Annotated in this window: 11 protein-coding genes; 5 read left to right on the top strand and 6 right to left on the bottom strand. The window is 40.3% G+C overall.

Going from position 1 to position 13,764, the window contains the following annotated elements:
• The first annotated feature begins 2 nt into the window (after positions 1 to 2).
• Both FA047_RS09785 and FA047_RS09780 read left to right on the top strand, forming a co-directional pair.
• Positions 3 to 1,625 carry a sensor histidine kinase gene (locus FA047_RS09785; protein WP_317130913.1) on the top strand — a complete coding sequence of 541 codons (1,623 nt, stop codon included), beginning with the start codon at positions 3 to 5 and terminating at the stop codon, positions 1,623 to 1,625.
• A 156-nt stretch (positions 1,626 to 1,781) separates the two neighbouring features.
• Positions 1,782 to 2,471, top strand: a complete 690-nt coding sequence (locus tag FA047_RS09780) for a response regulator transcription factor (RefSeq protein ID WP_136835855.1) — start codon at positions 1,782 to 1,784, stop codon at positions 2,469 to 2,471.
• On the opposite strand, the gene FA047_RS09775 is transcribed toward FA047_RS09780, so the two are convergent.
• From FA047_RS09775 to FA047_RS09750, 6 genes are all read right to left on the bottom strand, one after another.
• On the bottom strand, positions 2,468 to 3,358 hold the full coding sequence (locus FA047_RS09775; RefSeq protein WP_136835854.1) for a UbiA prenyltransferase family protein: 891 nt from the start codon (positions 3,356 to 3,358) through the stop codon (positions 2,468 to 2,470). The genes FA047_RS09780 and FA047_RS09775 overlap by 4 nt on opposite strands.
• Before the next feature lie 16 nt (positions 3,359 to 3,374).
• Positions 3,375 to 4,664: a metallophosphoesterase gene (locus FA047_RS09770; RefSeq protein ID WP_205943279.1), complete on the bottom strand. Its 1,290-nt coding sequence runs from the start codon at positions 4,662 to 4,664 to the stop codon at positions 3,375 to 3,377.
• A gap of 20 nt (positions 4,665 to 4,684) precedes the next feature.
• The gene (locus FA047_RS09765) at positions 4,685 to 6,181 is read right to left on the bottom strand and encodes a P-loop NTPase family protein (RefSeq protein ID WP_136835853.1); all 1,497 of its coding nucleotides are present in this window, start codon (positions 6,179 to 6,181) and stop codon (positions 4,685 to 4,687) included.
• 114 nt (positions 6,182 to 6,295) lie between these two features.
• Positions 6,296 to 7,390 carry a vWA domain-containing protein gene (locus tag FA047_RS09760; protein WP_136835852.1) on the bottom strand — a complete coding sequence of 365 codons (1,095 nt, stop codon included), beginning with the start codon at positions 7,388 to 7,390 and terminating at the stop codon, positions 6,296 to 6,298.
• A gap of 106 nt (positions 7,391 to 7,496) precedes the next feature.
• Positions 7,497 to 8,378, bottom strand: coding sequence for a cupin-like domain-containing protein (locus FA047_RS09755; protein ID WP_136835851.1), 882 nt, complete (start codon positions 8,376 to 8,378; stop codon positions 7,497 to 7,499).
• 241 nt (positions 8,379 to 8,619) lie between these two features.
• Entirely contained in the window at positions 8,620 to 9,171 is a 552-nt protein-coding gene (locus tag FA047_RS09750; RefSeq protein ID WP_136835850.1) for a fasciclin domain-containing protein, read from the bottom strand.
• A gap of 142 nt (positions 9,172 to 9,313) precedes the next feature.
• On the opposite strand from FA047_RS09750, the gene FA047_RS09745 reads away from it, so the two are divergent.
• The 3 genes from FA047_RS09745 (at position 9,314) to FA047_RS09735 (ending at position 13,763) form a co-directional block, all read left to right on the top strand.
• Positions 9,314 to 11,254, top strand: coding sequence for a DUF1800 domain-containing protein (locus FA047_RS09745; protein WP_136835849.1), 1,941 nt, complete (start codon positions 9,314 to 9,316; stop codon positions 11,252 to 11,254).
• A gap of 16 nt (positions 11,255 to 11,270) precedes the next feature.
• Entirely contained in the window at positions 11,271 to 12,536 is a 1,266-nt protein-coding gene (locus FA047_RS09740; RefSeq protein ID WP_136835848.1) for a DUF1501 domain-containing protein, read from the top strand.
• A gap of 81 nt (positions 12,537 to 12,617) precedes the next feature.
• Entirely contained in the window at positions 12,618 to 13,763 is a 1,146-nt protein-coding gene (locus FA047_RS09735; protein ID WP_136835847.1) for a formylglycine-generating enzyme family protein, read from the top strand.
• Position 13,764 lies beyond the last annotated feature (1 nt).

Genomic DNA, 13,764 nt, shown 5'->3' with positions numbered 1-13,764 from the left:
TTATGACCTTCATTATTATGATGTCGGTTCTCTTTGCTTTTTCGTTGTTACTCGCCTACCGCTTTAGTACAAAATTTATTGAAAATGAATTTGTATCTGAGAAGGTTAATGTGCTGGAGCAAAGTATCAAACCCTACAATGATTTCTTTCAAAAGAAGCTGCCTGAAGTATCTTATTACAATGGTTACCTGGATTCTGCCACCGCTTGCAATTTTGTAGATACAGTATTGCTCGAATATCCTTTTGTGGCCAAGGTTATCTTTTACGATTCTGAAGTTCGTAATACTCCTGTGGTAAATGATGGTCTGAATATAGGTCGATTGACTTTTAGCCCGAAGAATATTTATCAGTTTGGCAGCCTGGTGCCTGCAGATTCGGTTTTGCTGTTTACCAGGGATAAGACTGGTAACTTTAAGGTCGGAGACGATTTTAATGCGCTGGTATTAAAATTAGCCTCCTATATCCAGGGTTTGGATACGAGCAAGGTGCCTAGCCAGGAAGATTTGTTTAGTAACTTTAGTAATGTAAGGGCAAATAAGATCACTTATCTGAACATACCCAGAATAGAGGATTTAAAAGTTTATAAGTCGATGTCGCGCAGAACGCTTGATCCTCAGCCTGTTTACCAGCAAGATATGCTCTCATTTCATCTTGATCCGTATAAAATAAAGATCATCAATTCCCGTCCATTGCTGTATCAATATATTAAAATTGAACCTTTGACCTATGATCCACTGGATACATCGGATTCTTACCTGACTACGGAAATCACATTGCCAGGGCCATTCTCAGATTATAAGCTTTATTTCATTTCTTCAAAATCCTTTATCGACAAAGAGATTTTAAGTTATTTTTTGCCGATTGCACTGGGAATACTTCTTTTCTATGGCATCGTAGTGCTGGTCGCCGTTCTAATTTACCGCAATCTGAACATCAACCAAAAGATGTTTAAGTTGCAGTATGATTTTATGAATAATCTAACGCATGAGTTTAAAACCCCGGTTAGCGTTATTAAAATAGCAGGCAATAACATTAAAAGTGCATCGAGCTTAACCGATAGAGAGCTGAAAATGTATGGGAAGATCCTGGATGAAGAAGCAGATAAGCTCAACGGTTTGATGAATAAGTTGCTGGCTTTTACTCAGATTGAGAATAAGGCTATAGAACTCAATCAGGATAAGATCAACATAGAAGATTTCATAGAAAGTACTGTAGAATCTCACCGGTTAAAGCATCCTGATTTCAATTTTACCTATGAAGTAACGGGGTTCATGACTTTTGTGACAGATCCTGTATTACTGGGTAGTCTATTTGATAACCTTGCCGAGAATGCCTATAAGTATTCACCTGCAGAGCGTAAAAAACTGCATATTAGTGCTAGGTTGATCAAAGGGAAAGTTGTACTTAGGTTTACAGATCAGGGTATAGGTATTCCTGCATCAGAAATTAATAATATATTTAAGAAGTTTTTCCGCATTCAGAATCAATACAACCAGAATGGTAGTGTGGGTTTAGGTTTGGCTTTCTGTAAAGAACTGGTTAACTTTATGGATGGTGAAATTTCCGTTAAAAGTAAAGTAAATAAAGGAACAGAGTTTAAAATTGTACTGCCATATAATGATTAAGATTGTCTGTTGCGGCGGTTGTCATGCTGAATTTATTTCAGCATCCTGTTTGAGCGGATCTTGAATAGCATATCCGGGATGCTGAAATAAATTCAGCATGACGAGATGTATAAATGCGAGTGCGGAGTAGGTTTTATGTTAAATAAGAAATAAATTATGTCTAAAGGAATTAAAATATTAATAGTTGAAGACGATGAAAATTTACGTTTTTTAGTAGTACACCGCTTAAAAGCTGAAGGATATGAAGTTCTGGAAGTGGGAGACGGAGAGGCTGCTGAAAAGATGATATTAAGTGAAAAGCCTGATATTGTTCTTTTGGATTGGATGTTGCCAGGTAAACAGGGGGCTGAAGTATGCGAAGAAGTACGTAAGCAAGGATTTGAAAACCTGATTATTATGATGACAGCCAAAGCACAGGACGTTGATAAGATTGATGCGTACAATTTTGGCGTTTCTGATTATGTAACGAAGCCATTTAACATGGATGTATTGGTAGCAATGCTCGATAGTAAAGTGAAGTTCATATTAAATAACGATCGTTCGGAGATTCATCGCTTTGGGAATATGGAGCATCATCCTAATATCCATACTTTGTTTAGAGATGGCAAGAAGATAGAACTCACCATATTGGAGAATAGAATTTTACTTTACTTCTTAAGAAATCCCAGCAAAGTCATCAACCGTGATGAACTTATGCTGGTTGTATGGGGGTATAATTCTGATGTAAATACGAGGACATTAGATATGCACATCGTGCGGTTGCGTAAAAAGATTGAGATCAATCCTGACAATCCCCAATTGTTGCAAACAGTTCGCGGAGTCGGATATCGCTTTAATCCTAGCTAAATAAACACAGCAAGCCATCCAAAGAGGATGAGCATAAGGTATTGCAGTAACATGGTTCCATCGAGATAGAAGAAATAATAATATTCATTCTTTTTGATGTTAGATTTGAATATTAGCCAGCCTGTTAGGCCAAGGGTTAATGTTGTAGCGATTACATCAGCATAGGTAGCCTGTCTGAACAGTAACAATAGTGCAAGGTATCCGATTAATAAAAACTGACAGAAGATAAAAGCCTTTTTTTCTCCCAGCATTACGGGGATAGTTTTAAGGGCATATAGCTTGTCCTGAAACAGATCTCTGATGTCGAAGGGCACTGTGATGGCAGCTATAAATAAAAACCTCTTGGCGACCAGTAATAGGGTGTCTGCAGAAGAAATATTAATCTGATGGCTACGTTCCAGTTCTACAATCGGCAGTAATACACAGCTTACAGACCATACCAGTGAAATTAAGAATAATTTAATTCCAGGGATATTACGTAGTCCAATCTTTTGCTGGTTCAACGTTAAAAAAGGAACGTTATAACCGACAGCCAGCAGGCCTGTAAATGCCATCAATAACTTTGATTCAATGCTTAAATACCATAATCCGAGGGGAATGAGGCAAAGTAAAGAAATCAATGTGATTGAAATGATCATCCTATGGTGGGAGAATATCCAGCGGACTCTTATAAAGGGAGACTTTTCCGGATTAACTGGTTTTGCAAGCAGCATGCTAAAATTGTAAAGGCCTATGGTTGCGAAAAACAGAAAGGCCAGAATGTAGGCGTCTGCAGGTACCTGTAATAAGTGGTAGGTAACGAGACCTTGGGCTACAGCACAAATGCCAATAAACAAGTTGCTGAACAATAGAAAATCAAGAATAGCAAGCAGTCCTTTTTTTAACATTGGCAGAAGCGGTTTGTTATGCCCGCTTCAATTCAAATATCGTGATTTCCGGTAATATTCCAACTCTACCCGGATAACCTAAAAATCCATAACCTACATTGACGTATAATTGCTGGTTTTGTTCCCGATAGAGACCTGCCCATTCTTTGTACAGATACTGTACTGGACTCCACTGATACTGTTCCATTCTAACGCCAAACTGCATTCCATGCGTATGTCCACTAAACATCACATCTATTTGAGGGTAGTCTGTGAGTACCTGTCCCCGCCAGTGTGAGGGATCATGAGAAAGCAATAGTTTTACAGGAAGGTCATCCGTGTTTTTCACAGCAAGATCCATGCGGCCATATTTAGGGAACCGGCCCATTCCCCAGTTTTCGATGCCTAAAACACCAATTTCTTCGCCCTCAACTTTCAATCTCCTATGTTCATTCATTAATAAATCCCAGCCCATTACTTTGTGGGTTGCGATTAGATCTTTAAGGTTTTTAGTTTTTGCAGGTGAAGATTCTCTCCCGAACTGATAATCGCCGTAGTCATGATTTCCTAAAGTGGAATAGACTCCGAGAGGAGCTTTTACTTTGCTAAAGATATCCTGGTAATCCCTCATTTCTGTGGCAACATTGTTTACCAGGTCGCCCGTAAAGAAAACGAAATCAGGTTTTTCTCCCAGCAGCATTTCTACCCCTCCCAGTACAGCTTTTCTATTGTAAAAACTGCCGGAATGGACGTCTGATATCTGCCCCATCTTAATGCCATCGAAAGCTTTGGGCAGATTTGGCAGAATGAGTGTTCTGCGTTTGATCTTATAATCATAGGCTCCTGAAATGATCCCCCAACTCAGTGAACTCAAAGGGATGGCCGCGGTAACCATACCGGCTTTAATCAGAAATGAGGACCGGCTAATTGGAGGTCCGGTTGTCTCTGCTACAAGATTTGCTGTTTCATCCTTGGCAAGTGGGATATCCTTTTTATTAGACGATCTGGATAATGCAATTATTCCTCTTCTCAGATCATCGACTAATAAAAAAGGAAGCATGACTAATTTACATACTACGGTTAGGAAGAATGCGACCATAATTATTGAGCGCATACTCAAATAAAGCGGGATATAGGATGGCATAAAAATAGCAGCGAAGACACCGACTACCAGGATAGCGGTATATGTCCACCAGATGATGCTAAAAAGCTTTTTTGTACGGGGTTTCCAGTTTTTAAAAACAGATAAAATGGCTTTGAAACAATAGTAATCAAAAGCCAGAAGAAAAACTGATAAAATAATAAGCACTGGTAGTCTGCCTGTCATAAAATATTTATAATTAAAAATTATCTGAAATCAACATCGTCTTCGTCTTCCTCAAAATCACCGGTATTAAATAGACTTTCAAACATATCTGAAAAGCCAAAACCTCCATCAAGATACTTTTTATTTAATTGAGAATGTTCGGCAAGTCCATGGAGAACAAATTCCATTAATAAAAGTGTCTGGTTTTCACTTAGTTTGGGATGAAACTTTTTGACCAGATCATACAATCCCGGTACCTCCATTAACGTCTTTTTATATTTTGCTGACGTTAATGCATCAGATATATCCAGCGTGTTGCCTTCAGTAAACCATTCCGTAATGCTGGTATAGGGATTGGCAGACTTGCTCTTCTTTGCTTTTTCCGGATCCGGGAAATAGCGTGCAAACAAGCTCTTTACGGCTTTTCCTATTAAGGTGTTCGCTACTTTGGCCGGCCCTTCCAGTTCACCTTCATAAACAAGTTCAATTTTTCCAGTTACAGCGGGGATAATCCCTGTAAGATCGGAAAGGCGAACAAACGTGGTTTTTTCTTTATTGATCAGCATCCGCCGCTCTGCAGTGCTGATGAGATTTTCATATGCAGAGATGGTCAACCTTGCAGACACCCCGGATTTCTGATCAATGAATTCACTTTTGCGTGCTTCAAAAGCTACCTGCTCTACGAGATCCTTAACCAATCCATCTGCTTCTACAAGTTTCTGTTCTTCTGTGAGCCTTGCTTCCTGGAGAGTGATCTTTCTGGAAATGCTGATTGTTTTAGGGTAGTGTGTAAGGATCTGGCTTTCTATCCTGTCTTTTAGAGGAGTTACGATAGAACCGCGGTTGGTATAATCTTCAGGATTTGCAGTAAAGACAAATTGAATATCCAAAGGCAAACGTAGTTTAAAACCTCTTATCTGAATGTCTTTTTCCTGAAGCATATTAAATAAAGCTACTTGTATACGGGCCTGAAGATCGGGCAACTCATTAATTACAAATATGCTCCTGTGTGCACGTGGGATCAAACCAAAGTGAATTACCCGTTCGTCATTATAGGTGAGCTTTAAGGTGGCAGCTTTGATGGGGTCTACATCTCCAATTAAATCGGCCACCGTAACATCTGGGGTAGCCAGTTTTTCAGTATATCTTTCAGAACGGTGCTGCCAGCTGATTGGCGTATTGTCTCCATGGATCAATATTTCGTGTTTGGCAAACCATGAAATTGGATGGAGTGGGTCATCAAAGATCTCGCTTCCTGTTATGTAAGGGATGTATTCGTCCAATAGATTGACCATTAAGCGGGCTATTCGTGTTTTAGCCTGTCCACGCAATCCCAGCAGCAGGATATTATGTCTTGATAAAATAGCGGTTTGAAGTTCCGGGATCACTGTTTCGTCATAGCCGAGGACACCTTCAAATCCCGCTTCTTTATTTTGAAGCTGTTTGATCAGATTTTTACGAAGCTCTTCTTTTACAGATAAAGATTTATAGTTGGAAGCTTTTAGCTCTCCGAGGGTTTTTATAGTATTGTGATCCATGTTTTCTTTCTGTTTGCATCAACGTCATGCAGAAATGAATTCAGCAACCCGGACATGTTATTTTTCATTCTCTTCCGGGATCCTGAAATAAATTCAGGATGACGATGGCTTTAATTACCGTACTGTCTTTCTTCTATTTTTTATATAATCTTCAAAAATGTATTCACCAAGGCCGGTTAATGAGCTGTAAAATGCCCTACCTCCATTGATTTGAGTAAATTCCCTTACAAATTGTTGCAGGTAAGGGTCTTGTGCAATCATAAAAGTAGTGATTGGAATGTTAAGTCTTTTGCATTGAGCTGCCATGTTCAGGGTTTTATTGATCACTTTGCGATCCAATCCCATGCTGTTTTTATAATAACGGCCATTTTCCTTTAGACAAGTGGGTTTGCCGTCGGTGATCATGAATATCTGCTTGTTGTGGGTTTTTCTTCTACGCAGTAAATCCGCCGCAAGCTCCAGCCCCGCAAAGGTGTTGGTGTGATAAGGGCCGACTTGTAAATATGGGAGGTCTTTTATACTTATTGGCCAGGCATCATTGCCAAAAACGACAATATCTAGTGTATCTTTTGGATAACGTGTTTTAATCAATTCGGCCAAAGCCATAGCAACCTTTTTAGCAGGAGTGATGCGATCCTCTCCATATAGGATCATGGAATGTGAGATGTCTATCATGAGGACGGTAGAAGTTAATGTCTTATAATCCTTTTCTTCAACCTCAAGATCACGTTCTGTTAACGTGAAGTTGCCAATTCCATGATTAATTTGCGCATTCTGTATAGATGCAGTCATGTCGATCTGATCCAAGCTGTCACCAAAGGTGAATTCCCTTCTGTCGGCATTTTTTTCTTCACCGATTCCTGAGATGTTGGTATTGTGATTGCCTCTTCCGGCTTTTTTAAGTTTGCCAAATATTTCTTCCAGTGCAGACTTTCTAATGGTTTGCTCCGTTTTAGCAGTAATTTTTATATCGCCTTTACCGTCTTCTTTGAGATAGCCTTTTTCTTTGAGCTCATCTATAAAATCACCCATGCCATAATCGTTATTGGTGAACTTATATTTTTTATCCAGCTCATTCATCCAGGCCAGTGTTTCGCCCGCATCGCCAGCCGTATAATTTAGCAACTGCGTGAATAGCTTAAGCAATTCATCAAACCCGCCTTTTGGCAAGTCATCAGGCTGAAAATTAGAAAAATGAAAACCTCTCATATATTCATGATAAACGAATTATCGAAGTTAAAAGTTTGGCAGGCTATTAATGTTATACTGTTGTAAAATAAAAAGGCCTCATTATTTTTAAAATGAGGCCTTTTTATTATTTCGGGTTACCATTTGCCAGTGCTTTTTCGGCTCGTTTAACAGCGAGTTTTTCCCGCCAATGGGCATAAGGCGCTTTGAATGCCATTTTCAATACACTGTCTAAACCACCTTTAATAGCCAGGTTAAATACACTTTGAGCTTTGCGGGTCACAGAGGCATCCCAGGCTCTGAGGCTCAATGAAAAAGAACCATCGAGGTATTTCATCCAGTGCCACATGCCGGTAGGCATGAACAAGGTGTCGCCATGTTCCAGGAAAACCTCATAACCTTCGACTCCCTTAAGCGCAGGGAATTTTTCGAAATCAGGATTTGCCACATCGTAGTCTTCCAGTGCGTAAGTTGCATTTGGAATGCAATAAAGTCTCTTTTTCCACTTGTTATCAAACAAGATGATGTGCTTTCTCCCGCCAAAATGCGTATGAAAAAGATGAGGTAAATCTATATCGTAGTGCAGGAAAGTAACAGAGTTTGATCCGCCGAAAAACATGGCAGGCATACTTTCAATAAAACCTCCCATCAGGTCTTTAGGTATTACAATATCATTGATAAGGTCGGGGTGGTGTTTAAAAAGATTAAAAAAGAAAATACGCAACTCCGTAGGCTCTCTTTTGATCAGATCAAGATAGTCTCCAAACTTCATTTCGGCCACGGAGGCATTGATGGGCTTTGAAGGGTCTGCCTTGGAATTATCCATCAAACTAACCTTTATATCGCCACCTATCTGCTTTAAATAATCAGTTGTCCATTTTTCACGGGCGGGCCATGATTTTGTTAGACCTTTGATGATTAAAGGACGCCTTGCATCCAGGTAATTTTTTTTAAAATCAGCGGGGCTGATGCTCTCAACGGTATCTACCGGCTTTAAAATAAAGCTCATAAGTTTTGTTATAAAGTACTGATAAGAGGCTTAATGCCTGATTACCGACCTTATTTAAAACAAATGTAAATTATTTATTAGAATTTAGTATTGAGTAGTTAGTATTTAGACAAAATGTGTCTCCGGCGACCCAACAACTATTTTATAGAAAACAAAAAGTCAGAATGTATTAATTCTTAATAAAAAAAACCGGCGACATTAAATCGCCGGTCTCCTCAAATCCCCCTCTTACTTACTCCAATTATTTAGGCATTAATACGGTGTCAATTACATGGATGACGCCATTTTTTTGCATTACATTAGCTATAGTTACTGTGGCTGAACCACCTTTTTCGTCTTTGATCATTAATTTATTCTCTTCCATCCAGGCCCATAGTTTGCCTCCGCTTACCGTGGTTAATTCTGCTTTGCCTTTTCCTTTTTTAATTGCTGCGGCAATGCTTTTTGCATCCATTTTACCAGCTACCACATGGTAGGTTAAAATTTTAGTAAGCGTGGCTTTGTTTTCTGGCTTAATTAAAGTTGATACAGTTCCGGCAGGCAGTTTATCAAAAGCTGCATTGGTGGGTGCAAATACCGTAAATGGTCCGGCTGATTTTAATGTTTCCACTAATCCCGCTGCCTTTACTGCTGCAACAAGGTTCGTGTGATCTTTAGAATTTACTGCATTGTCGACAATGTCTTTGTTAGCATACATTGCTGCACCGCCTACCATTGGGTTTTTCTGTGCGTAAACTTGTGTGGTGAATGCCAAAGCTACTAAGGCAACTACTGATAAGATTATTCTTTTCATAATAAAGTTTTGTTTCTTTTACACAGTTACGATGAAAAGATAGCCGTGGTTTTAGAAGTAGAAAAATTATTATACACTCTTTAATCTTTTTGGCGTTTTAATTGTCTTAGTAAGTAATAAGTCTCAAATAATAGCAATTACTATGAAAGCGCCATTAAAGGTTATCTGTTCATTCGTATTTCTCCTGCTCTCTGCTTTATTGTTTTCCTCTTTTGACAAGGGAGGATCTAAAACAATAAAAATCGTATTTCCTTATAAGCAGGCAGGATTGACGGAACGCCAGGCCGCTGCACATTTGCTGAGCCGATTTACCTACGGTGCAAAATCAGGAGATGTCGACAGGGTGTTAAAAATGGGTTTGGAAAAGTGGTTTCAGCAGCAACTGGATGGTAATATTAAGAATGAGTCGCTGGATAAAATGTTGGACCAATATGAAGACATTAACCTGACGAATTCAGAGGTTGAGAATAAATATCCAAGACAAGCAAAAGTAGTAAGAATGGCCATTAGGGATGGCTTTGTGAATAAGGATTCCGTTGGAAAGGGTGATCAAAAAGCTTATCGCAAGCAGCTTCAGGATTATATGGCTGCTAATGGTCTGAAACCTGAAGGGGAGTTGTTGCGTCAATTCATCAATCAGAAAATACTACGGGCAGCTTATACAAATAACCAGTTGCATGAACTGCTAACGGATTTCTGGTTTAATCATTTTAATGTTTCACTTACTAAAAATCAATGTGCTTCATTCGTGCCGGCATTTGAACGGGATGTGATCAGACCAAACGTAACCGGAAAATTCCAGAATCTATTGATGGCGACGGCAAAATCGCCTGCAATGCTGGTTTTTCTGGACAATTTTACCAGTACAGGTGAGCAAGGTGCAACAACCAGTATAGAAGATATGCAGATGGGTGAAAAACTCAAGCCCGTCGCGCTGAAAAGATTGAAACAATTACAGAATAAAAAGAAAGCCGGCGGATTGAATGAGAACTATGCCCGTGAAGTAATGGAACTTCACACGCTCGGTGTAGATGGTGGATACACTCAAAATGATGTTACGCAAGCTGCCAGGGTTTTAACCGGGTGGACTTTGGCTCCTATGGGTACTGACGGATATGGTGCAGCTATGGAAAAAGTGATTGAAAAAGTTGGTGAAGCTAATCTTCAAAAAAGAGGGTTCGTAAGGAATGGAGATTTTTTATTTGTGCCTACACGTCATGATAACGGAGAAAAAACGGTACTGGGGAAAAAATTTGCTGCGGGAGGTGGCTATGAAGAGGGTGTCGAATTGTTGAGTATGCTGGCTCATCATCAGAGCACGGCTAAATTCATTTCTAAAAAGCTGGCTACACGCTTTGTCAATGATCATCCTGCTCAAAAATTGGTAGACAAGATGGCAAATACATTTAATAGTAGCGATGGAGACATTAAGCAGGTAATGATAGCAATGGTGTCTTCACCTGAATTCTGGACGTCAGATGCCCTTAGGGAAAAGACAAAATCGCCATTCGAGTTGGCCATGAGTGCAGTGCGGAGTCTGGATGCAGAAATTACACAACCCTACCAACTGTTTAGCTGGATCAATAAAATGGGTCAGAAAATGTATTACTATCAGGCTCCTACAGGTTTTCCGGATAGGGGACAATACTGGATCAATACCGGATCTTTGCTGAACAGGATGAATTTTGGTTTAGCACTGGCCTCACAGCGGATTCCTGGGATCAAGATCAATTTATCTTCTTTAAATAATAATCATGAGCCTGAGAGTGCAGAGGCGGCATTATTGACTTACGGTAAATTGATTATGCCTGAACGTAATTTGGAGGAGACTGTAAAGCGGTTGAAACCTATGCTTAACGATCCTGAATTGGTGAGCAAGGTGGAGAAGGCTGCAGCTAAAGCCCCGATAGCACAACCGGAAGTACAAATGAAAGAAGAATCAGGTGATATGATGATGGCAGGGCTTAATAAGGAAAGACCACGCAGAAATGCAAATGCCGTGCAGCTGGCAAATGGTAACAATACGATGCTTGCCCAGGTGGTGGGTGTAATTATAGGTTCTCCTGAATTTCAACGTAAATAATTAAAAAAAAATAGCCATGACATCAAGAAGAGGGTTTTTAAAAGCTGGCGGATTAGCGTTATTCGGTATAGGTTTAGGAGGTGTTCCAGGATTTCTAATGGACGCAGTTGCAGGTACAAAACCTTTAGGCTTATTTAAGCGAAGAAAAATCATGGTATGCATTTTTCAGCGTGGTGCAATGGATGGTCTGATGGCGGTGACTCCTTTTACAGACCAGTATTTGAAAGCAGCAAGACCTACGTTGTTTATGTCGGCCGCAAAGGGCTCGGCAGTCAAGCCGCTCATCGATCTCGACGGCCGTTTTGGGCTCCACCCTTCTATGGCAGGTTTTGAAAGTGTTTTCAGAGATAAAAGAATGGCAATAGTACATGGGATTGGTTCGCCTAATACGACAAGGTCTCATTTTGATGCACAGGACTATATGGAATCCGGTACGCCGTTTAAAAAAGGAACCGAGACAGGATGGCTGAACCGTGCTGTAGGGTTATTGGGGCATGATGCTGCTACGCCATTTCAGGGGGTTAGCCTGACTTCATCCTTACCAAGATCATTTTATGGGGACAACCCTGCGGTTGCAATCAGTAATCTTCAGGATTTTAATATACAGATGCGCGGCAATATAAAGGGAGCAAACCTGGCTGCCAAAAGCTTTGAAGACCTTTATGATCAAACTTCTTCCGGATTACTGAAAGAAACCGGAAAGGAAAGCTTTGATGCGATTAAAATGCTGCAAAAAACGGATACAAAGAATTACAAACCGGCTAACAACGCCATTTATCCAAATACATCATTGGGAAATTCCTTAAAACAAATTGCTCAACTCATTAAAATGGATGTAGGTATGGAAGTTGCGTTTGCTGAATCAGGTGGATGGGATACTCATTTTAACCAGGGTACAGATACCGGAATATTTGCACGTAACGTGAATGACCTTAGTGAGAGCATTATTGCTTTCTGGACTGATATGGGTACGCTGCAGGATGACGTGACGGTGATGACAATGACTGAGTTTGGCCGTACCGTTAAACAAAATGGCACAGGCGGAACAGACCATGGCAGGGCTTCATGTAATTTCATTTTAGGAAATGCAGTAAAAGGAGGCCTGGTGCATGGAACAATAAATCCACTTGCCATTGAGAATTTGGAAGATGGCAGAGATCTCGCAGTTACAACAGATTTCAGGAGTGTATTTAGTGAGGTCGCAGATAGGCACTTAGGAATTTCCAATGATAAAGTGTTGTTTCCGGATTGGAATGGTAACAAAATTGGTGTAATGAGTTAGCCCGGCTTTCATGCTAATGTTTTTATGGCTAATTTTCCGGTCACAACCTCAGGTGCTTAATCCAGGTACCGCTAATGTTATATGAAGAAACAGATTTTGTATTTATGTTTGGTGTTTTTGGCATCAGCCTGTCGCCAAAGTAATCAAAAGGACTCCTCCGCCTTAGATAGTACTTCACAGAATAGAGAAAACGCGGCCATGTCTGATAGTGCGATGAGCTGCAGTTCAAATTTACCAAAGCGATATGGTGGACTGGGAGAACTTGATACTGTAAAAAATGAAAAAAGCCCTGTTTCTCATAAGGGTATGAAATTTATTCCTGCTGGTACGTTTACAATGGGTGCGGTTGATAAGGAAGGCAGACGGGATGAATATCCCGCCCATCAGGTTAAGCTTAATGGATTCTGGATAGATGAGACCGAGGTGACTAATACACAATTTGCCGCTTTTGTAAAGGCTACAGGTTATGTAACACAGGCAGAGCGCAAGCCGGATTGGGAAGAATTAAAAAAACAATTGCCTCCCGGTACGCCTAAGCCTGCAGAAGAATTATTACAGCCAGCGTCGTTGACGTTTGTTCAGCCAAAGCAACAGGTAGATATCAATGATGTATCGCAGTGGTGGAGTTGGACTGTCGGTGCAAGCTGGAAACATCCTCAAGGACCGAAGAGCTCTATCAAGGGTAAAGATAATTATCCTGTTACCCAGATTTCCTGGATAGATGCGCAAGCTTATGCTAAATGGGCTGGTAAACGACTGCCTACTGAGGCCGAATGGGAATATGCTGCCAGAGGCGGCCTGAAATCAAAAAAATATCCCTGGGGTGATGAAGATCCTTTGTCTGGAAAAATCAAAGCAAATACCTGGCAGGGAGAGTTTCCTTATGCTGATAAAAAGACTGATGGGTTTGGTAACATGGCACCTGTAAAATCATTTGCCGCAAATGGATATGAACTTTATGATATGGCAGGTAATGTGTGGGAATGGACTGCAGACTGGTATACCGAGGATTATTATCAGACATTAAATGGTACTGCTGAAAATCCAAGAGGTCCGGTAAAAAGCTACGATCCTGCTGAGCCGACAGTGCCTAAGAAAACCGTAAGAGGAGGATCGTTTATGTGTCATTTTTCTTATTGTAAAGGCTATAGAGTCAGTTCAAGAATGAAAACATCCGTAGATACCGGGCTGGAAAATACCGGCTTTCGCTGTGTAAGTAGTAGATAGA

It is taken from the genome of Pedobacter frigoris (assembly GCF_005116445.1).
Taxonomy (GTDB): domain Bacteria; phylum Bacteroidota; class Bacteroidia; order Sphingobacteriales; family Sphingobacteriaceae; genus Pedobacter; species Pedobacter frigoris.
This window is presented reverse-complemented; position numbering and strand designations above follow the sequence as displayed.